An 18,916-nucleotide genomic window follows, 5' to 3' on the forward strand; every position below is an offset into this window, starting at 1 on the left:
CACGCCGACAATCGATGTCCCCGGCGCGGTTCCACAGTGGAGAAGCGGCTCAGTCGGCGTGGTAGAGGCGGGCCAGCGCCGCCGCCGTGTCCGCCAGCCGGTCCCGCAACGCCGCCGGCGCGAGCACGTGCACCTCGGCGCCGAGGCGCAGCAGCTCGCCGTGCGCGTGAGTGAGTGACTCGATCGGCAGCGCGGCGGTGACCCAACCGGCCTCGTCCGGTGGCCCGGCGCTACCCTCCACGGCTGCCACCACCACGTCGCTGGCCACCTCCCGCAGCCGGGCCCGGCCGGCCGGGGAGAGCCGTACGGTCGCCTCGTCGCGGTGCAGCCGGGCCCGGAACTGCTGCACGTGCCCGCGCCACCAGCTCGACAGGTCGAAGTCGGCCGGCCGGTCGAACCCCTCGTCCAGGATGCTCAGCGCGAGGATCTGGTTGACCCGGTAGGTGGCCGGCTCGTCCCGCCCCGATCGCCCCGCCACCACGTACCAACGGCCGCCCTTGAGCACCAGTCCGTACGGGTCGAGCACGCGGGTGACCTCCCCGGCCCAGCTGCGGTAGCGGACCTCGATCCGGCGCTGCCGCCACACCGCGTCGGCCGCGGGCGACAGGTGTGCCGAGGCGTCGCCGTCGGCGAACCAGCCGGCGGTGTCCAGATGGAACCGCTGTTGGAGCAGGGCGGCCCGCTCGCGCAGCGGCGGTGGCAGTGCGGCGTGCAGCTTGAGCTGGAGCGCGGCCACCACCGCGCCGTCGCCCAGCTCGTCGGCCGGGCCGGGCAGGCCGGCCAGGAAGAGCCGGTCCGCCTCCTCGGTGGTCAGCCCGGTCAGCCGGGTCCGCCACCCGTCGAGCAGCTGGTAGCCGCCGGCGTGCCCGGCCTCGCCATAGAGCGGGATGCCGCTGGCGTGCAGCGACTCCACGTCCCGGTAAATGGTCCGGGTGGACACCTCCAGCCGCTCGGCGAGCTGGGTGGCGGTCATCCGGCCGTGCGCCTGGAGCAGCAGCAGGACGGAGAGGAGTCGACTGGCCCGCATTCTGCTGACAGTAGTTGTCAGGGAAGTGCCGTTACCGTCTCGGCATGGCATTTCGCGACAAGCACCTGCGGACGCCGGGGCCGACCACGGTCGCCGGGCGACAGCTCAAGCGCTACCACATCGACCAGCCGGAGCGGCCGATCGAGCCGGAGGTGGAGAAGGCGGCGTACGACGTGCTGCCGACCCTGCTTCCGGAGCCCGACGGCACCCCGCCGGCCGGCTGGGTGGTGTTGCACCGAGGCGCGGACACCGGCGCCTACCTGCTGGCGTACAGCTGGACCTGGGACAACGCGGTCGAGGTGGGCGTCGCGGTGGCCGGCCAGCCGGCGCTGGACTGCCCCGACGAGGACCCGACCCACTTCGTCCCGCTGAACAGGCCGGGGGTGGGCTGCGTCTGGGAGCTGAGCGTGCTGGAGCACGAGCGGGCCGCCTGGATCCGGCACGTGCTCGCGCCGGAGCGGCCGGACGTCGAGGCGTACCTCGTCGACGCCCACGCCGAAGGGCCGGTGGGCCGCTGATGGGCGACTTCGACTTCCTCGTCGGCACCTGGAACATCGCCAACCGGCGGCTGAAGAAGCGGCACGTCGGCAGCGACGAGTGGGACGAGTTCCCGAGCGTGAAGGTCGCTCGTAGCTTCTTCGACGGCGCGGGCAGCTTCGACGAGATCACCTTCCCGACCAAGGACTTCTCCGGCGCGACCGTGCGGACCTTCAACGCGGCCCGCGGCGAGTGGTCCATCTACTGGATGAACAGCGCCAACGGGGTGGTGGAGATGCCGGCGTTGGTCGGCCGTTTCGTCGACGGGGTCGGCACCTTCTACGCCGACGACGTCGACGAGGGCCGCCCGATCCGCTGCCGGTTCATCTGGTCGGAGATCACCGCGACCTCGGCCCGCTGGGAGCAGGCGTTCTCCACCGACGGCGGAGACAGCTGGGAGACCAACTGGATCATGGAGTTCACCCGCGCGCCAGTCAGTTAGCCTGTCGGCCGTGCGCAGATGGTTCCGGATGGACCCGTGGGGCCTGCGACAGGCGGTCACCGGACTGTTCCTCGTGATCGGGACCGCGTTCGCCGTGCTGCTCCTGGTCGCCTTCGGGAGAGCGCTGGCGGGCGGGGTCGAGCTGGCCGAGGCGCTGACCATGGTGGCTGCCGCGGCCTTCATGACCGTGTGGTGGACGTTCGCGGCCCGGCTGCACCTGGCCGGGGTGTACGTCGGCGAGCGCGGCGTCCGGCTGCGGCACGTCTTCCGCACAAGGACGCTGCCCTGGTCGGCGGTGACCGGGTTCGCGGCGCGGCCCGCCCTCTTCCTCGGCGAGCCGACGGTCCGGGACGCGTGCTGGGTGCTGACCACCGGCGACGCGTTCGAGACGCCGGTCCAGCGACGGTCCCGCGAGATCGGGTGGCGCAAGGAAGTCGGACCAGTGCTGTCCGAGGCGGACTTCGACCGGCTGCTGGACCGTCTCGACGCCGAGCTGGCCGACGCGCGGCGGCGCGGCCCGGGTCAGGCGGGCGGGGGAGTGGTGGTGCGGTAGATCGTGGACAGCCAGACGTCGAGCAGCACGTCCACCACGTCGGGCTCGGCCACGGCGGGTGAGTCGGCGGCGAACGTCGCGTACATGACCCGCTCGTTCATCGAGGTCAGCGCGATCGCCAGGTCCCGGGCGGGTGATCCGTCCGGGGCCGCGCCGCGCCGCCGCTCGGCCTCGATGGCCGTTTCGGCGCTGCGCACCCAGCGCTCCAGCACCGCCGCCCAGAGTTGGCGTACCTCGGCGTTGGTGCCCCGCACCTGGGCGCAGGCCAGGGTGACCGGCTTGTGTGCGCGGAACGTGTCGTGGAACCGGCTGATCAGCTCCCGCCAGCGGGCCCGTGGGTCCTCGGCGAGTCGGTCGAGCACGTCGCCGGCGGCGGCGTCGGCCTCCTCGGTGACCCGGTCCAGCAGGGTGAGCAGCACCGCGTCCTTGGAGGCGAAGTAGAAGTAGAAGGTGGGGCGCGAGATGCCGGCGCCGCGCGCCAGGTCGTCGATGGAGATGTCGGCGAACGCCCGACGTTCCAGCAACCGCTCCGCGGTGGCCAGGATCGCCAGCTCGCGGTGGTCGCCGGCGGACCGGGCGGCCCGCCGCCCGCGCGGAGTCGCGGCTGCGGCGGCGGCACGCACGCTCGTCATGACCGCCGATCCTACCGGGCCTCAACACCCTGTCGAGAGACTCGACAGGGTGTTGACTGGCCTCGACGGCGGTGGATAAGGTCCGGTCCACCGCCACCCACCGGGAGGTGCCATGGCCTCCGACCACGTCGACGTGATCATCGTCGGCGCCGGGCTGTCCGGCGTCGGCGCCGCCTGCCACCTGCGGCGCAGCTGCCCCGGCAAGACGTATGCCGTGCTGGAGGCCCGGGACGCCATCGGCGGCACCTGGGACCTGTTCCGCTATCCCGGCGTCCGGTCCGACTCGGACATGTTCACCCTCGGCTACTCCTTCAAGCCCTGGACCGACCCGAAGGCGATCGCCGACGGCGACGCGATCCGCGCCTACGTCCGGCAGACCGCCCGCGAGTACGACGTGCAGCGCCACATCCGCTTCCGGCACCGGGTGCTGCGTGCCGAGTGGGACAGCGCCACGGCCCGCTGGACAGTTCACGCCCACCGCGACGACACCGCCGAGACCGTCGAGCTGACCTGCGCCTTCCTCTATGTCTGCGCCGGCTACTACCGCTACGACGCCGGCTACACCCCGGACTTCCCGGGGGTCGACCGGTACGCCGGGCGGCTGGTGCACCCGCAGCACTGGCCGGCCGACCTCGACCACACCGGCAAGCGGGTGGTGGTCATCGGCAGTGGCGCCACCGCCGTCACCCTGGTGCCCGCCATGGCCGAGCGGGCCGCCCACGTGACGATGCTGCAGCGCTCACCCACGTACATCCTGCCGTTGCCCGCGCGCGACGCGCTCGCCGACGCGCTGCGCCGCTGGCTGCCGGCGAAGGCCGCGTATCCGGTGGTGCGGTGGAAGAACGTCCTGCTCGCCACCGCCAACTTCCAGCTCAGCCGGCGCGCGCCCGGGCTGATGAAGAGGCTGCTGCGCCGAGCCGCGCGGGGCCGGCTGCCGGTCGGCTACGACGTCGACCGACACTTCTCGCCCCGCTACGACCCGTGGGACCAGCGGCTCTGCATCGTGCCCGACGGCGACCTCTTCGCCGCTGTGCAGGACGGCCGGGCCTCGGTGGTCACCGACACCATCGACACGTTCACCGAGCACGGCGTCCGACTGGCCTCCGGCGAGGAACTGCCCGCCGACGTGGTGGTCACCGCGACCGGCCTCAACCTGCTCGCCCTCGGCGGGATGACGCTCACCGTGGACGGCGCCGAGGTCGACCTGGCCGCCACGGTGGCCTACAAGGGGATGATGCTCTCCGGCGTGCCGAACCTGGCCATGACCATCGGCTACACCAACGCCTCCTGGACGTTGAAGGCCGACCTGGTCGCCACCTACGTCTGCCGGCTGCTGCGCCACCTCGACCGGACCGGGCGGCAGATCGTCACCCCGTTGCCGCCGCCCGGCGACGACCGGGTGCCGCTGATCGACCTCCGCGCGGGCTACGTCCTGCGTAGCCTGGACGCGTTGCCCAAGCAGGGGGCCGCCGCGCCATGGCGGCTCCACCAGAACTACCCCCGCGACGTGCTGCTGATGCGGCACGGCCGGCTTGCCGACGCCGGCGTGCGGTTCTCCCGGGCCGGCGTCGTCGACCGGCCCGCCACACCGGAGCGGCCCACCGGCACCCCGGTAGGCTGACCGTCCTTCCTGGACGGTGCGGCCGTTGCCTGAACCGAGCAGCAGAGGAGCAACCCGTGCGTACCTTCGACTTCGCCGACGGCACGGCCGTGGTCACCGGCGCCGCCAGCGGAATCGGCGAGGCGCTGGCACACGCGCTGGCGCGCCGCGGCAGCCACCTGGTCCTGCTCGACCGGGACGCCGAGCGGCTCGACGCGGTGGTCGCCGCGCTGCACGCCGGCTACCCCGACCGGCAGCTCAGCACCTACCTGGTCGACCTGGCCGACCCGGCCGCGACCGCGCGGGTGGCAGCGGAGATCCGGCAGCGGCACCCGCGGATCCGGCTGCTGATCAACAACGCCGGGGTGGCCCTCGGTGGCCGGTTCGACCAGGTCACCTTCGAGGAGTTCAGCTGGGTGGTCGAGATCAACTTCCGGGCCGTCGCGCAGCTGACCCACGCGCTGCTGCCCGCGCTCAAGGAGGAGACCGGCGCGCACCTGGTCAACATCTCCAGCCTCTTCGGCCTGATCGCGCCCGCCGGGCAGAGCGCCTACTCGGCGAGCAAGTTCGCCGTCCGGGGCCTCACCGAGGCGCTCCGCCCCGAGCTGGCCGAGCACGGAATCGGGGTCACCTCGGTGCACCCCGGCGGGATCAACACCCGGATCACGGCCAACGCCCGGGTCGGCAGCGGCGTCGACCGCGACGAGTACGAGCAGGGTCGGCGGCAGTTCGAGAAGCTGCTGACCATCGCCCCCGCCAGGGCCGCCGAGGTGATCCTGCGAGGGGTGGCCCGCCGCCGCGGCCGGGTGCTGATCGGCTGGTCGGCGAAGCTGCCGGATCTGCTCGCCCGGGTGGCGCCCGCCTCGTACCACCGAGTCCTGGCCCTCGGACTGCGCCGGAGCGAGGCGGCCTCGCGCGCCGCGACGCCGACGCCGGTCGGGCGCGAGCGGCCAGCCGCGACGTCGCCACCCGCGCTCGTCCCGCCCGCCTCGCCACCGCCGGTCGCGCACCGGCCGGTGGGCGCCGTGCCCGCACCACGGGCCGCCGAGGTGTCGGCGACCGAAACCGCCGGGGAGCCGGCATGAGCGCGGCGCAGGGCCCCCGGCACGTCACCGTCGGCGGACGTCGGGTGCGCCACCGCATCGACGGCGACGGCCCGCCGGTCCTGCTGCTGCACGGTGTCGGCCGCACCCTGCGGGATTTCACCGACCAGCACGAGCGCCTCGCCGAGCGGTTCCGGGTGCACAGCGTCGACCTGCCCGGCTACGGCGGGTCGCTGCCGATGGCCGAGCCGCACACCCTGCCGGCGCTGGCCCGCTTCGTCGGCCGCTACCTCGACGTGGTCGGCGTCGACCGCCCCGCACACCTGGTCGGCAACTCCCTCGGCGGTGCGGTCGCCATGCGGCTCGCCGTCACCGAGCCGGCCCGGGTGGCCAGCCTCGCGCTGGTCAACAGCGCCGGCTTCGGTCAGGAGGTGACCCTCGCGCTGCGGCTGCTCGCGCTGCGCCCGTTGGGCCGGATGATGCTGCGCCCCAGCCGGGCCGCCGCCCGCCGGGTCGAACGCGCGCTCTTCCACGACCCGGCGTTCGCCACCGCCGAGCGCATCGCGTACGCCCTGGAGGTGGCCCGTCAGCCGTACACCGCGCGGGTGATGCTCGAGACCGTCCGGAGCCTGGGTGGCTTCCGCGGCGTCCGCCCGCAGTGGCGGGAGGAGCTGCTGACCCAGCTGGCCGCCCTGGCGGTGCCGACGCTGGTGGTCTGGGGCGACCGGGACCTGATCCTGCCGGCGGCCCACCTCGAGGCCGCCCGGACCCGGCTGCCCCGGGCCCAGACCCACCTGTTCCGCGACTGTGGCCACATGCCGCAGATCGAGCGGGCCGAGGAACTGCACCGGCTGCTGCTCGACTTCTGGGCGACGCCCGCCAGCTCCGACGCCGGCGCGGCAGTCGTCACCGCGACGATCGAGGACCCCCGCGCCGCCGAGCACCGCCGCCCGGCGCCCGAGGCCGGCTGACCGGTCAGGGCGGGGTGCTGCCCCGCTTCTCCTCCTGCGCCAGCACCGCCTCGCGGTGCTCCGGGTCGTCGCGGCGGGCCAGCTCGGCGGCGAGCCGCGGATCGCCGACCAGCCGCTCCCGGTTGCGGAACAGGAAGGTCTCGAAGCCGCCGGTGTACGGGCAGGCGAGGTCGCCGAGCGCCCGCTCGGGGACGTACCGGCAGCCGGTGCAGTAGTCGCTGATCTCGTCGATGTCACTGCCGTCCACCGCGTACGGACGGGTGTCCACCCGGGGTAGGTCGGCGTACTGGCTCATGCCGACCACGGTCGCGTTCATCACCCAGTCGGTGCCGTCGACGAACGAGCGCCGGAACCAGTCGGCCAGCTCGGTGGGGCACCAGTCGCGTTGCAGCGCGTAGTTGCCGAGCACCAGCAGCCGGGGCACGTGGTGGGTCCACGCGCCGTCGCGGACCGCGGCCAGCACGTCGGCGAGGCAGCGCGCCTCGACCGCGTCCGCGTCCAGCTCGGCGAACCACTCCGGTAGCGGCTCGGTCGCGGCCGGCCCGCCGGCCCTCCGCGGTCCGAGGTACCAGTAGAGCTGCCACAGGAACTCGCGCCAGCCGAGTAGTCCCCGAATGAACGGCTCCACCGCCGCGCGGGGGGCCGCCCCGTCGCGCCACGCCTTCTCGGCCGCCCGCACCGCGGGCGCCGGGTCGAGCAGACCGAGGTTGAACGACGAGGAGAGCGCGCTGTGCGCCAGCAACGGGTCGTGCACGCTCATCACGTCGGCGTACCGGTCGTACTCCGGCAGCCGGTGCGCCAGGAAGTGGGTCAGCCGGGCCTCGGCCTCCGCGTGTGTGGCCGGATGCCGCCGAGGGCCGTCGCGGCCCACGAACCGGACCCCGTCGGCCGCCCAGCGGTCCAGGTCGCGGCGCACCTGGACGTCGATCTCGTCCTCGACGAGCGGCGGGGGCGGTGGCAGCGGCTGCGCGGCGGCGGAGCGGGGCCGCCGACGCGCCGGGGCGCCGCCGGCCGACGTGGCGAGCACCCCGTGCCGGCGCAGCGCGTGCCGGTAGAAGTCGACCATCCGCAGGGGGCCGCGCCGGCGCTGCTCGGCCCAGGCCGCGAAGTCCGCCTGGCTGGTGACGAACCCGCGTGGCGGCAGCACCGCCAGGCCCGGCACCGAACGGGCGAAGCGCAGGCCGACGCGGGAGTGCGGATGGCAGACCTCCACCGGCCCGGTGAGCTGGTCGAGCGCCTCCCGGAAGGTGCCGGTGCGCAGCAGCACGGCCCGGTCACCCAGCTCGGCCGCGCGGTGGCGCAGTGCGGAGAGGATCAGGTGGGCCTTCTGCCGGTGCATGGGCCGCCGGCGGAACAGCTCCCGCGCCTCGATGAGCAGCACCGGCTGGTCGGAATCGTCGAGGAAGTGCGGGCCGAGTTGATCGGCCAGCAGCCATCGGCGGGGAGACATGGTCCAATTCTGCCCACTGCGGGGCGGTTGCGCGCGGTAGGCGGCCGAGCCCGGAGCGTCGAGTTCAGGCCGCGTCCGGGTCGGCGGCGTCCGGGTTCGCGTCGTCGGCCGCCGGTGTGTCCTTCAGGCGCCGAACCAGCACGGTGACCGTCACCAGGACGAGCAGGAGCGCCGCCACCACCTGCACCGGCGCCGGACCGAGCGGCGCGAGCAGCGCCAACGCGGCGGTCACCGGGAACGCCGCGACGACCGGCCCGCGCTGCTGCCGGCGTACGTGCAACGCCCAGACGACGACCAGGTACACCGCGACCGGCACGGCGACGGCGTACCCGACGGTGGTCTGCGAGACGTGCGACATCCGCCGCTCGTGGTCGACCGCCACCGCCAGGCCCGCCCCGGCCGCGGCGACCGAGGCGAAGATCAGGTAGTGGCCGTACCCCCAGGTGAGCGAGTCGCGCAGTCGGGTCGACAACTCGACCGGCCGGTCGAAGTAGACCCACCAGAGTGCGAACACGATCACCACACCGGCCGCGGCCAGGGCCCAGAGGCCGTGCGATCCGGCGTCCAACCCGTCCTGGATCGCGATCGAGACGGCCAGCACCGTCTCGCCGAGCACGATCAGGGTGAACAGGCCGTACCGTTCGACGATGTGCCGAGGGTGCCAGGGGGTCATCCCGGGCCGCTCGGCGAAGACCGGGACCAGCAGGTCGGCCACGGCCAGCAGCACGAAGGACGCCAGCCGCCAGTCCTCGGACAGGGCGAGCCGCAGCAGCCAACCGAGCTGCACCACGCTGACCCCGACCGCGTACCGGATCGCGGCCGCGCGGTGCATCGGGTCGCTGGCCGCCGCGCGGGTCCAGTGCACCACCGCGGCCAGCCGCATCACCACGTACCCGTAGGTGATGGTGGTGAAGTCGCCCTCGGTGAAGGCGCGCGGCACCCCCGCCGCGATGATCAGGGCGCCGACGATCTGCACGAGCGTGGTGAGTCGGTAGACGTCGTCGTCGGTGTCGTACGCGGAGGCGAACCAGGTGAAGTTCATCCACGACCACCAGATCGCGAAGAACACCATCAGATAGCTGGTCACCGCGTGGCCGACGTGGTTGTCCGACACGTCGTGGTGCAGGCTTCCGGCCGCCTGCGCCACGGCCACCACGAAGCAGAGGTCGAAGAAGAGCTCCAACGGGGTGGCGGCGCGGTGCGGCTCGTCCCGCTGCCGCGCGGTCATCCGGCGGTACCACGGGCGCACGGCTCGGGTCTGGGTCAACAGGTGCTCCTCGGGCGGACAGCCGGGTCGCCCACACGATAGCCAGCCGGCTCGGCGGCCCCGACTCCGATCACCGGTCGAACGGGTCCGACGTGGTCTACGACGCGGCGCTCCGGTGGCCGACGCCACGTTCCGGCGACCACGGCCACGGTCGCCGGCGCCGGGGTCGCATCATAGATACATGACGCATCCCTCCGCGCCGGCCAGGTCGACCGCGGCCGCCGCGCCCTCGGCGGCCGAGCGCGCCTACCGGCACCTCAAGCGGTCGATCCTGGAGCAGGTCTACCCGGGCGGGCTGCTGGTCAGCGAGGGGGAGATCGCCGAGGCGACCGGAGTCTCCCGCACGCCGGTGCGCGAGGCGCTGCTCCGGCTGGAAACCGAAGGGCTGGTCAAGCTCTACCCGAAGCGGGGCGCCCTGATCCGGCCGGTCTCCGCCCGGGAGATCACCGACGTGATCGAGGCTCGCCGGCTGGTCGAGCGGCACGCCGCCGAGCGGGTCTGGCCGCGCCGGGCCGAGCTGAAGGCCGACCTCGGTCGCTGGCTGGCCGAGATGCGCGCGGCGCACGCCGCCGGGGACGTCACCGCGCTGATGGCCGCCGACCGGGCCTTCCACGCCACCGTGGTGGACGCCGCCGGCAACGAGATCCTCGCCGAGCTGTACCAGCGGCTGCGCGACCGGCAGCTGCGGATGGGTGAGACCAGCGTCCGCCTCTCTCCCGGCTGGGCCGACGTGGCGCTGACCGAGCACGCCGCACAGCTCGCCGCGCTCGACGAGGACGATCCCGGGCGCTGGCTCGAGGCCGTGGTCGCGCACATCGACAACTCGGCGACCGTGCTGCGGACGCTGCGGTGAGCGTGCGGACCACCCCGCCGGTCACCGCCCGCCGCTCCGCCGCACTGGTCTGGGGCGTCGCGCTGAGCGCGTACGTGGCCGCGGTCTTCCACCGCAGCTCGCTCGGGGTCACCGGGGTCGACGCCGCGCACCGGTTCGACATCAACGCGGCCGCGCTCGCCACCTTCTCCGTCGCCCAGCTGGCCGTGTACGCGGCGATGCAGATTCCGGTCGGGGTGCTGATCGACCGCTTCGGCTCGCGCCGACTGCTGGTCGCCGGCGGCCTGCTCATGGTCGCCGGCCAGGTCTGCTTCGCCCTCGCCACCGACGTACGGCTGGCCGTGGCGGCGCGGATCCTGGTCGGGCTCGGCGACGCGATGACCTTCATCAGCGTGCTGCGGATCGTGGCGTTCTGGTTCCCGGGCCGGATCAACCCGCTCATCGTGCAGCTCACCGGCACGCTCGGCCAGCTCGGCGCGGTCCTCGGCACCGTACCGCTGGTGGCCCTGCTGCACCACGTCGGCTGGACCCCGGCGTTCCTGGTCGCCGCGGCGCTCGGCACGACGGTCGTGTTCCTGGTGCTCGTCGCCGTGCGTGACACCCCGCACCGGGAGACCCTGGCCGGGCCGCCGCCCCGATTCGCCGACGTGCGCCGGGAACTGGCCACCGCCTGGACGCAGCCGGGCACCCGGCTGGGGCTCTGGACGCACTTCGTCACCCAGTTCTCCGGTGCGGTCTTCGCGCTGCTCTGGGGCTTCCCGTTCCTGGTTCAGGGCCAGGGGCTGCGACCCACCTCGGCGGCGTACCTGCTCACCCTGATGACCGTGGCCGGGCTGCTGGTCGGCCCGGTCCTCGCGCACCTCTGCGCCCGGCACCCGTTCCGCCGCTCGGTGCTGGTCTTCACCGTGGTCGCGGCCACCGCCGCGGTCTGGGCCGTGGTGCTCGCCTGGCCCGGCCCGGCCCCGCGGTGGCTGCTGGTGCTGCTGGTACTGGTGCTCGCTGTCAACGGCCCGGCGTCGATCATCGGCTTCGACTACGCCCGCACGTTCAACCCGGCGAGCCGGATCGGCAGCGCCACCGGCATCGTCAACGTCGGTGGCTTCGTCGCCTCGATCGCGCTGGTGCTCGCCGTGGGCGTGGTGCTCGACCTGTCGACCCCGGCGGGGCGCAGCGCACCCGATCTGAACGCGTTCCGCTGGGCCTTCGCCGTGCAGTACGCGCTCTGGACGCTCGGCGCGATCCAGGTGCTGCGCTACCGCAACGCGGCCCGTCGGCAGCTCGCCGCCGGCACCCCGGGCCGCTCCACCCACCCGGCCGACCTGGCTCGAGCGGCCGCGGCGGGCACGTCAGCGGTGGCGGCGGTGGGCGCGTCAGTGGTGCCGGAGGTGGTGCCGGCGGTGGGTGAGGCTGTCCAACAACAGCGTCAGGCCGGCACCGACCAGCCAGACGTCCTTGGCGATCGGCACGCCCTGCTGGGTGGGCCGCAGGCTGCCCGGCTCACGCAGGCCGGGTGTCTTCAGGTAGAGCTGCATCAGCCCGGCGCCGAAGGCGGTCAGCCCGAGCCCCACCAGCGCTGACGGGACGAACGGGACGACCAGTGCGGCGCCCAGCGCGACCTCGCTGTACGAGAGCAGCTTGGCGAAGCGGTTCGGATCGAGCTGTCGCAGCTGCGGGATGGCCCCGGTGGCCATGCCGTGCATCCCCTGCGCGGCCTCGCCCTCCAGGTTCCGCTTGCTCAGGCCCGAGTTGAGGAAGAAGGCGCCGACGGTCACCCGCAGCGGTACGTGCGCCAGATTCATGATCACTCCTGCTGTGCGGCCAGATCGTGCCCCCGCCTACCCGTCGGTGGGCGGGATAACCCGCCGCCGCGCCGACTGTGCCGCCCCGGTCGATCACGGTAGGTTCGCCGGAAGGTCGACCGCCGACGCGGCCGGGCGCCTCTCGGCGCACGGGCGCGCGAGCGTCCGGCCACCACCGCCGAGACAGGAGGGCAACCGTGAGCCAGGAGGTCCGGGGAGTCATCTCCCGCAGCAAGGGCGCACCGGTCGAGGTCACCACGATCGTCGTGCCCGACCCGGGGCCGGGTGAGGCGATCGTCCGGATCCAGTCGTGCGGGGTCTGCCACACCGACCTGCACTACCGCGAAGGCGGCATCAACGACGACTACCCGTTCCTGCTCGGGCACGAGGCGGCCGGCATCGTCGAAGAGGTCGGCGACGGGGTCACCGGCGTCGCGCCCGGCGACTTCGTCATCCTCAACTGGCGCGCGGTCTGCGGCGTCTGCCGGGCCTGCCGGCGCGGTCGCCCCTGGTACTGCTTCGCCACCCACAACGCCGCCCAGAAGATGACCCTCACCGACGGCACCGAGCTGGCACCGGCGCTGGGCATCGGCGCCTTCGCCGAGAAGACGCTGGTGCACGCGGGCCAGTGCACCAAGGTGGACCCGGCCGCCCGGCCCGCGGCGGTGGGGCTGCTCGGCTGCGGGGTGATGGCCGGGCTCGGCGCGGCGATGAACACCGGCGGGGTGACCCGGGGCGACTCGGTCGCGGTGATCGGCTGCGGCGGCGTCGGTGACGCCGCGGTCGCCGGCGCGGCGCTGGCCGGCGCGACGACGATCGTCGCGGTGGACACGGACTCCCGCAAGCTGGACTGGGCCCGCAAGTTCGGCGCCACGCACACCGTCAACGCCTCCGAGGACGACCCGGTCGAGGCGATCCGTGCGGCCACCGGCGGCTTCGGCGCCGACGTGGTGATCGACGCGGTGGGCCGCCCGGAGACCTGGAAGCAGGCGTTCTACGCCCGTGACCTGGCCGGCACCGTCGTGCTGGTCGGGGTGCCCACGCCGGAGATGACCCTCGAGGTGCCGCTGCTCGACGTGTTCGGCCGCGGTGGCGCGCTCAAGTCCAGCTGGTACGGCGACTGCCTGCCCACCCGCGACTTCCCGATGCTGACCGAGCTCTACCTGCAGGGCCGCCTCGACCTCGACGCGTTCGTCACCGAGGAGATCGCGCTCGACCAGGTCGAGCAGGCGTTCACGCGGATGCACCACGGTGACGTGCTCCGCTCGGTGGTGGTCTTCCCGTGACGGTCCGGATCGACCACGCCGTCACCTCCGGCACCTTCTCCCTCGACGGGCAGACCTTCGAGGTGGACAACAACGTCTGGGTGGTCGGCGACGACACTGAGTGCGTCGTCCTGGACGCGCCGCACGACGTCGACGCGATCCTGCGTGTGGTGGGGCAGCGGCGGGTCTCGGCGATCCTCGCCACCCACGCCCACGACGACCACGTCCGGGTCGTCCCGGCGCTGGCCCGCGCCACCGGCGCGCCCGTCCTGCTGCACCCCGACGACCGGGTGCTCTGGGACCTGGTGCACCCCGACGTGTCGCCGGACGGGGAACTGCGCGACGGGACGACCGTCGAGGTGGCCGGCGCGGCGCTGCGGGTGCTGCACACCCCGGGGCACAGCCCCGGCGCGTGCAGCTTCCATGTGCCGGCGCTGGGCGCCGTGTTCACCGGTGACACGCTCTTCGCCGGCGGCCCGGGCGCCACCGGCCGCTCCTACAGCGACTTCGACACCATCGTCGAGTCGATCCGCACCCGGTTGCTCACCCTGCCGCCGGAGACGGTGGTCCATACCGGGCACGGCGACGACACCACCATCGGCGCCGAGGCGCCGCACCTCGACGAGTGGATCGCCCGCGGTCACTGACCTCGCTCCCGGCCGGCCCACGGGCCGGCCGGGCCGCCGGTCGACGTTCGTGCGGGTTCGCCGGCTTGTTGGGTTCGCCGGCTGGTTCGGTCCGCCGGTCAGCGTTCGTGCGGGCCGCCGAGCACCGGCTTGACGTCCAGCACCGGCGTCCCGTCCAGCGCCTCCAGGTCGGCCACCCTGATCCGCAGGCCGTCGACCGACAGCAGTCGTACCCGGTGCAGGCCGACCGGGTTGGGCCGGTGCGGCGACCGGGTGGCGAACACCCCGGTCTCCGGGCGCGACGCGTCACCACGCGGGTGCACCGTCAGGACGTCGCGGCTGGCCCGGTCGAACCAGGTCAGCACCAGCACGTCGGTACCCGGTCGCAGATCCCGTACGGCCGGCGCGAACTCCGGCTCGAAGACCAGCCACGCGTCCGGAGCGCCCTCGTCGCCCTGCTTCGGTGCCCTTGCGGCGTCGGTCAACGGCGACTCGACCCGGCCGACCGGCCGCAGCAGGTAGTCGATCTCACTCATCGTTGCCCCCTCCGGCGGCGCATGTGCAGCCGGACCATCGTGCCGGCCGCCGTGCTGTGCAGCAGGACCAGGTCGCAGAGCGCGTGCACGATCACCAGCCCGCGCCCGCCCACGCCGTCCGGGGCGGGTGCCAACCGGCCGGCCAGCGGATCGGCGAGCCAACCGTCGTCGCGCACCTCGCAGACCAGGTCCTCGTCGGTGCACCACACGAGCAGCGTGCCGGCGCCAGCGGCGTGCGTGATGCTGTTGGCGGCCAACTCGGTCACCGCGATCTGCAGGTCGGCCACCCGGCCCGCGTCCAGGCCTGCGGTCTCCGCGTACCCGGTCACGAACCGGCGCACCTCGGGCAGCGTGTCGAGGGCGTAGTCCAGCGCCGCCACCGGGTGCGCCGGCGCGGGCAGCGGCTGGTTGTAGCGGACGAGCACATCGGACGGTGCGAAGCCGACGCTCGGCCGGCGCCCCTGCGGGCCCACGATCACCGGATGCGTCGCGCACGCGTCAGCGAGCACCGCCTCGGCCAACCGGCCGGCGTCGTACGGGCAGAGCAGACTCACGCCGCGTTCGGCGAGGGCGGCATTGACCAGCGCCTCGTGCTGCGCGCACGCCCCGTACTCGGCGTCGCTGCGCCCGGACCACACCGACTCGCCGACGATGCGGGTCCGCCCGCCCGGGTGCCGGTCGACGAACGCCTGGAGCACCCACGGCAGGATCGCACCGGGGTTGCGCCCGGCCTCGCCCATGTCGGTCCAGTGCAGACCGGGCGCCTCGCCCACCGCGTCGCGGACCAGCGCCAGGTTGGCCGTGGGCAGGGCGACCAGCACCGGTTCCCCGCCGGCGAGGCCCTCCGCGATGAACGGCACCATCCCGTCGAGCAGGTGCCGCTGATCTCCGTAGAAGAACCCTTCGTGGGCGAGGCCGTCCGTCGGCCATCCGGTCGTGTCCAGCATCGTCATGCCGGGTCGCCCACGGTTTCCATGCCCGAGCCCTGCCCGACCAGGTCGAGCAGCCGCCGCAACGCCGGTCGACACCCGACCAGCCGCACCCGGTCGCTCGGCGGCACCGCACCGACGCCCAGCAGGGCGTACGCGGCGCGTACGTCGGCGAAGGCCAGCTCCGAGACGTCCAGCACCGCCCGTCGCCCCGCGGGTGCCCAGCCGGCGACGTCGCTGAGCATGGCGCTGAGCGCGTCACCGTTGCTGCGGTCGACCTCGCCGACCAGGCGCAACCCACACGGATCCGTCATCCGGTACGCCCGCAGCAGCGGCGTCCGGCGTCGGCCGGCGTCCGGGCCCGCCGTCACGGTGTGCGCCGCGGCGACCGCGCGGATCTGCTCGCCGGCGCAGAGCCGCCGGTCGTAGAGGCAGAGCGCGGCGATCCGCCCGCCCGAGACGAGGGCGTCCACCTGGGACTCGTAGCGTTGCAGCTCCGCCACCGGGGTGCCGGCGCGCAACGCCCAGGCCATGTCGCCCACCAGCCGCAGCCCGGCGTACCCCGGGTGCCCGGCCCGGGCGGTCTCCGCCGCGAGGGCCGCGACCATTCGGGGCCGGTCCCACCCACCTTGCGGGCGGTGGCTGCCGCCGGCCGGGATCAGCCGCAGTCGGCCGTCGGCGAGCGCGCTGCCGGTCGGCACGCCGCGGGCGGCGAGGTCGGCGAGCACGGCGTCGGGCGTCAGCGCGTCGAGGAAGCAGAGGATCCGATGGCCGAGGCGCAGGCCGCCGGTGACGAACCGGCCGACGGCGTCGAGGCCCTCGGTCCGCTCGTCGTACGTCCAGCAGACGTGATCGCCGAGGCGCACCTGGTCGGCCACTCCCACAGCAGTCACCTCATCGCCTTCCGGTCGACGCCGCCTCACTCTAGCTCTCGCCCGTACCGGGCCCGATGCCCTGGTATGCCCGTTGTCGGCCGGGCACGCTTCATCTGGGCGGTAGGCTCCGTCGGCATGACCAGTGACGCGGCCGACCGGCCGCCCGCCGTCCGCCAGCTCCGCCTGGTGGTGGAGGCCGAGGATTACCAGGCGGCCGTCGCCTTCTTCCGCGACGCGCTGGGCCTGCCCGAGGAGGCGGCGTTCACCGGCGACGGCGACGCCCGGGTGATGATCCTGGACGCCGGCCGGGCCACCCTGGAGATCGCCAACCCGGCGCAGAAGCGGATGATCGACGAGGTCGAGGTGGGCCGGCAGGTCGCGCCCCGGATCAGGGTGGCGTTCGAGGTGGACGACGCCCGGGCGGCCACCGACCGGCTGGTCGCCGCGGGCGCAGAGCAGGTGGCACCGCCGACCGTCACCCCCTGGCAGTCGCTCAACGCCCGCCTCGACGCCCCGGCGGACCTGCACATCACGGTCTTCGAGGAACTGGGCAGCCAGGACGAGCGGGCCGCCCTCGACGGCTTCGGCACCGAGGGGCGCGGCGCAAGCGGCTGAGATCATGGTCGGCCGGCGCTCTTCTCCGCGTTGGCCCGCTCCCGACGGCGGGGGACGCTCGTCGGTCTCCGGGCCGGCCCGCCGATGCCGGTCACCCGCACCTCCGCCGCTTTCCGATCCCTACTGGCGCCATGATGCCGGCTTCGGCGGGTCCGCCGCGCCGTGGGCGATGCCTGCCGCTGTCGTCCGCGCACCACGCCCTCGCCTCGGCCTGCCCGGTTACGGCTGGTCCGGGGCGTACGGCCGGTTCGGCGTGCCCGCTTACCCACCGCCCGGCGCGATCGTCCGGTTCCCGGCGGTGACCGGGACCGCAACGCCGCCGGGCCATGGGATTTCCGGAATGACCGACACGCCTGGCTGGTTGTGTCCCCCGTACCGCCCGACCCCAAACCCATTACCGGTGCGGACATCCCCCGAGGAGTGCTCATCCCGGAGCGCTTCGCACGATCGAGAGGCAACCATCGTGAAGGTCGACTTCACTCGATGGCTCCCGGCCATCGCGAAGGACTCTTACCGCAAGACCGCACTGAGCGTGGTGGGCGTGGCCGCCCTCGGCGGCCTGGCATTCGGGCCGACCGCGGTCGCCGCCCCGATCACTACTGGACCCCACGAGGGTGCCGTCGCGGCCATCGACCTCGCCACCGGCAAGGCCAGCGCGGAGAAGCAGGGCACCCCGGTCGAGTCCGGCCTGACCACCGGTTCCAGCAGCGGCAAGCCGCAAGCCGGCAAGCCGAGCCGGGACAAGCTGATCCCGCACGGTGTCGAGGGCGCCCAGTCGCGCATCCCGCTGGACGACGCGCAGCTCGCCAACGCCAAGGCCATCATCGAGGCGGCCAAGAAGTCCGGCGTGGGGGAGCGGGGCGCGGTGATCGGTGTCGCCACGTCGCTGCAGGAGTCGAAGCTGTACAACCTCGGCCACCTCGGCGCGTACAACGACCACGACTCGCAGGGCCTGTTCCAGCAGCGCCCCTCGTCCGGTTGGGGCACGCCCGACCAGATCACCGACCCCGACTACAGCGCCACCGCGTTCTTCAGCGCGCTGAAGAACGTGGGCGGCTGGCAGGACCTGCCGCTGACCGCCGCCGCGCAGACCGTCCAGGTCTCGGCGTTCCCGTACGCCTACGCGCAGTGGGAGGAGCAGGCGGCGGACGTCGTCCAGCAGCTCTGGTGACGTCCTGAACCTCGACACCGGCCGGCCCCGTTACGGGGCCGGCCGGTTCCGTCTGCGCGGCTTGCCCTACTGCCCACGCGACCGCCACCACGTCCGCGCGGTGGGCCAGGTGCGGCCTCCCCGCACGGTGTGGCCAGGTGCGGCCTCCCGCGCGGTGGGCAGGTGCAGCCTCCGCCATTTCAGCGAGATGGGCGGTGTTCCGGCCGCGCGGATACCGCCATGTCGGCGATCTGGAGTGGATCAAGCCGGGTTGTTGGGTTGGTCGACTCGAGTTCCGTGAAGTCGGGGGTGTCCCTCGGCTCCGTGGGTCCTGAGCTTTGTCTGTCCGCGCAGTCTGGGGTGATTGTCCGGTTCAATCCCGGGGCGTAGGTGCGGTGCTGCCGGGCGGTGGACGGTTGTGGGCGGTTTGGGGTGTGACCGGGGGCATCCCGGGGCCGGAATGGTGGGTGGCCGGGCGTCGTTGAATATCCGCGACGGCCGAGGTAGCAGCCCCGCCCGCCGGCCGGTTCACCCGGTCGCCGACGGTGGTCCGGCCCCCGGAATGACGGCGGGCAGCCGGCCGTTACAGATGGACCCGGCCGACGAGCCGACCCCGGAATGGTGGCGGGCCGCCGGTCGTTACACCTGGACCCGGCACCGCGAGGCCCCCGGCCCCGCACGTCGGATCCCCCTGGTCGATGAGCCCCACGTGTGGCCCGGCCTGAAGACTTTCCCCTCTTGTTTTGTTGAGCGCCTTGTCGAGGTGC

General features: G+C 73.7%; 19 protein-coding genes and 1 pseudogene. 12 read left to right on the forward strand and 8 right to left on the reverse strand.

What is annotated here, in order from left to right; all coding sequences use genetic code 11:
• Window positions 1–49: 49 nt before the first annotated feature.
• Window positions 50–1,027, reverse strand: coding sequence for a WYL domain-containing protein (locus tag AB0C04_RS31820; RefSeq protein WP_357062085.1), 978 nt, complete (start codon window positions 1,025–1,027; stop codon window positions 50–52).
• 44 nt (window positions 1,028–1,071) lie between these two features.
• Between AB0C04_RS31820 and AB0C04_RS31825 the strand changes: the two genes are divergently transcribed.
• Genes AB0C04_RS31825 through AB0C04_RS31835 form a run of 3 tightly spaced genes read left to right on the forward strand, consistent with a single transcriptional unit; the run spans window position 1,072 to window position 2,559 of the window.
• Entirely contained in the window at window positions 1,072–1,545 is a 474-nt protein-coding gene (locus AB0C04_RS31825; RefSeq protein ID WP_357062088.1) for a hypothetical protein, read from the forward strand.
• The gene (locus AB0C04_RS31830) at window positions 1,545–2,006 is read left to right on the forward strand and encodes a hypothetical protein (protein WP_357062090.1); all 462 of its coding nucleotides are present in this window, start codon (window positions 1,545–1,547) and stop codon (window positions 2,004–2,006) included. The genes AB0C04_RS31825 and AB0C04_RS31830 overlap by 1 nt, the downstream gene beginning before the upstream one ends.
• A gap of 10 nt (window positions 2,007–2,016) precedes the next feature.
• On the forward strand, window positions 2,017–2,559 hold the full coding sequence (locus tag AB0C04_RS31835) for a PH domain-containing protein (RefSeq protein WP_357062093.1): 543 nt from the start codon (window positions 2,017–2,019) through the stop codon (window positions 2,557–2,559).
• Here AB0C04_RS31835 and AB0C04_RS31840 read toward each other — a convergent pair.
• On the reverse strand, window positions 2,529–3,191 hold the full coding sequence (locus AB0C04_RS31840; protein ID WP_357062096.1) for a TetR/AcrR family transcriptional regulator: 663 nt from the start codon (window positions 3,189–3,191) through the stop codon (window positions 2,529–2,531). The two genes, AB0C04_RS31835 and AB0C04_RS31840, sit on opposite strands and share 31 nt — an antisense overlap.
• 112 nt (window positions 3,192–3,303) lie before the next feature.
• On the opposite strand from AB0C04_RS31840, the gene AB0C04_RS31845 reads away from it, so the two are divergent.
• The 3 genes from AB0C04_RS31845 to AB0C04_RS31855 are packed head-to-tail and all read left to right on the forward strand — an operon-like array spanning window position 3,304 to window position 6,805.
• Window positions 3,304–4,812 (forward strand): NAD(P)/FAD-dependent oxidoreductase, encoded by a 1,509-nt coding sequence (locus AB0C04_RS31845; RefSeq protein WP_357062099.1) that lies wholly within the window; start codon window positions 3,304–3,306, stop codon window positions 4,810–4,812.
• 56 nt (window positions 4,813–4,868) lie between these two features.
• A complete protein-coding gene (locus AB0C04_RS31850) occupies window positions 4,869–5,876 on the forward strand; it encodes an SDR family oxidoreductase (protein ID WP_357062102.1) in 1,008 nt (335 codons plus the stop codon).
• Window positions 5,873–6,805 (forward strand): alpha/beta fold hydrolase, encoded by a 933-nt coding sequence (locus AB0C04_RS31855; protein WP_357062105.1) that lies wholly within the window; start codon window positions 5,873–5,875, stop codon window positions 6,803–6,805. Before AB0C04_RS31850 ends, AB0C04_RS31855 begins: the two co-directional genes overlap by 4 nt.
• Window positions 6,806–6,809: 4 nt before the next feature.
• Here AB0C04_RS31855 and AB0C04_RS31860 read toward each other — a convergent pair whose 3' ends face one another.
• Window positions 6,810–8,255 (reverse strand): cryptochrome/photolyase family protein, encoded by a 1,446-nt coding sequence (locus AB0C04_RS31860; RefSeq protein ID WP_357062107.1) that lies wholly within the window; start codon window positions 8,253–8,255, stop codon window positions 6,810–6,812.
• 64 nt (window positions 8,256–8,319) lie between these two features.
• Window positions 8,320–9,522 carry a low temperature requirement protein A gene (locus AB0C04_RS31865; protein WP_357062110.1) on the reverse strand — a complete coding sequence of 401 codons (1,203 nt, stop codon included), beginning with the start codon at window positions 9,520–9,522 and terminating at the stop codon, window positions 8,320–8,322.
• Window positions 9,523–9,703: 181 nt separating this feature from the next.
• Here AB0C04_RS31865 and AB0C04_RS31870 point away from each other — a divergent pair, with 181 nt between their 5' ends.
• Window positions 9,704–10,375, forward strand: coding sequence for a GntR family transcriptional regulator (locus AB0C04_RS31870; RefSeq protein ID WP_357062114.1), 672 nt, complete (start codon window positions 9,704–9,706; stop codon window positions 10,373–10,375).
• Window positions 10,376–10,449: 74 nt separating this feature from the next.
• Window positions 10,450–11,460: pseudogene (locus AB0C04_RS31875) on the forward strand (MFS transporter); the annotation flags it as partial.
• A gap of 264 nt (window positions 11,461–11,724) precedes the next feature.
• On the opposite strand, the gene AB0C04_RS31880 reads toward AB0C04_RS31875, so the two are convergent.
• Window positions 11,725–12,153 (reverse strand): hypothetical protein, encoded by a 429-nt coding sequence (locus AB0C04_RS31880; RefSeq protein WP_357062116.1) that lies wholly within the window; start codon window positions 12,151–12,153, stop codon window positions 11,725–11,727.
• Between the two features lie 197 nt (window positions 12,154–12,350).
• Here AB0C04_RS31880 and AB0C04_RS31885 point away from each other — a divergent pair, with 197 nt between their 5' ends.
• A complete protein-coding gene (locus AB0C04_RS31885) occupies window positions 12,351–13,439 on the forward strand; it encodes an S-(hydroxymethyl)mycothiol dehydrogenase (RefSeq protein ID WP_357062119.1) in 1,089 nt (362 codons plus the stop codon).
• Complete coding sequence (locus AB0C04_RS31890) at window positions 13,436–14,065, forward strand: MBL fold metallo-hydrolase (protein WP_357062121.1); 630 nt, start codon at window positions 13,436–13,438, stop codon at window positions 14,063–14,065. Before AB0C04_RS31885 ends, AB0C04_RS31890 begins: the two co-directional genes overlap by 4 nt.
• 98 nt (window positions 14,066–14,163) lie before the next feature.
• On the opposite strand, the gene tsaA is transcribed toward AB0C04_RS31890, so the two are convergent.
• From tsaA to AB0C04_RS31905, 3 genes are read right to left on the reverse strand one after another with little or no spacing between them, the layout of a single operon-like run.
• Entirely contained in the window at window positions 14,164–14,580 is a 417-nt protein-coding gene (gene tsaA, locus AB0C04_RS31895) for a tRNA (N6-threonylcarbamoyladenosine(37)-N6)-methyltransferase TrmO (protein WP_357062123.1), read from the reverse strand.
• Window positions 14,577–15,533 carry a sensor histidine kinase gene (locus AB0C04_RS31900; protein ID WP_357062127.1) on the reverse strand — a complete coding sequence of 319 codons (957 nt, stop codon included), beginning with the start codon at window positions 15,531–15,533 and terminating at the stop codon, window positions 14,577–14,579. The genes tsaA and AB0C04_RS31900 overlap by 4 nt, the downstream gene beginning before the upstream one ends.
• Complete coding sequence (locus AB0C04_RS31905) at window positions 15,530–16,402, reverse strand: MEDS domain-containing protein (protein WP_357062129.1); 873 nt, start codon at window positions 16,400–16,402, stop codon at window positions 15,530–15,532. Before AB0C04_RS31905 ends, AB0C04_RS31900 begins: the two co-directional genes overlap by 4 nt.
• Before the next feature lie 117 nt (window positions 16,403–16,519).
• Between AB0C04_RS31905 and AB0C04_RS31910 the strand changes: the two genes are divergently transcribed.
• The gene (locus AB0C04_RS31910; RefSeq protein WP_357062131.1) at window positions 16,520–16,999 is read left to right on the forward strand and encodes a VOC family protein; all 480 of its coding nucleotides are present in this window, start codon (window positions 16,520–16,522) and stop codon (window positions 16,997–16,999) included.
• A gap of 463 nt (window positions 17,000–17,462) precedes the next feature.
• The gene (locus AB0C04_RS31915; RefSeq protein WP_357062134.1) at window positions 17,463–18,170 is read left to right on the forward strand and encodes a hypothetical protein; all 708 of its coding nucleotides are present in this window, start codon (window positions 17,463–17,465) and stop codon (window positions 18,168–18,170) included.
• Window positions 18,171–18,916 lie beyond the last annotated feature (746 nt).

Origin of the sequence: Micromonospora sp. NPDC048909 (genome assembly GCF_040649635.1) — a bacterium.
Taxonomy (GTDB): domain Bacteria; phylum Actinomycetota; class Actinomycetes; order Mycobacteriales; family Micromonosporaceae; genus Micromonospora.

Coding starts and splice junctions, on each gene's coding strand:
- AB0C04_RS31820 (WP_357062085.1), bottom strand. CDS start 1,027: ATGCGGGCCAGTCGACTCCTCTCCGTCCTGCTGCTGCTCCAGGCGCAC.
- AB0C04_RS31825 (WP_357062088.1), top strand. CDS start 1,072: ATGGCATTTCGCGACAAGCACCTGCGGACGCCGGGGCCGACCACGGTC.
- AB0C04_RS31845 (WP_357062099.1), top strand. CDS start 3,304: ATGGCCTCCGACCACGTCGACGTGATCATCGTCGGCGCCGGGCTGTCC.
- AB0C04_RS31870 (WP_357062114.1), top strand. CDS start 9,704: ATGACGCATCCCTCCGCGCCGGCCAGGTCGACCGCGGCCGCCGCGCCC.
- AB0C04_RS31860 (WP_357062107.1), bottom strand. CDS start 8,255: ATGTCTCCCCGCCGATGGCTGCTGGCCGATCAACTCGGCCCGCACTTC.
- tsaA (WP_357062123.1), bottom strand. CDS start 14,580: ATGAGTGAGATCGACTACCTGCTGCGGCCGGTCGGCCGGGTCGAGTCG.
- AB0C04_RS31900 (WP_357062127.1), bottom strand. CDS start 15,533: ATGACGATGCTGGACACGACCGGATGGCCGACGGACGGCCTCGCCCAC.
- AB0C04_RS31830 (WP_357062090.1), top strand. CDS start 1,545: ATGGGCGACTTCGACTTCCTCGTCGGCACCTGGAACATCGCCAACCGG.
- AB0C04_RS31855 (WP_357062105.1), top strand. CDS start 5,873: ATGAGCGCGGCGCAGGGCCCCCGGCACGTCACCGTCGGCGGACGTCGG.
- AB0C04_RS31910 (WP_357062131.1), top strand. CDS start 16,520: ATGACCAGTGACGCGGCCGACCGGCCGCCCGCCGTCCGCCAGCTCCGC.
- AB0C04_RS31880 (WP_357062116.1), bottom strand. CDS start 12,153: ATGAATCTGGCGCACGTACCGCTGCGGGTGACCGTCGGCGCCTTCTTC.
- AB0C04_RS31840 (WP_357062096.1), bottom strand. CDS start 3,191: ATGACGAGCGTGCGTGCCGCCGCCGCAGCCGCGACTCCGCGCGGGCGG.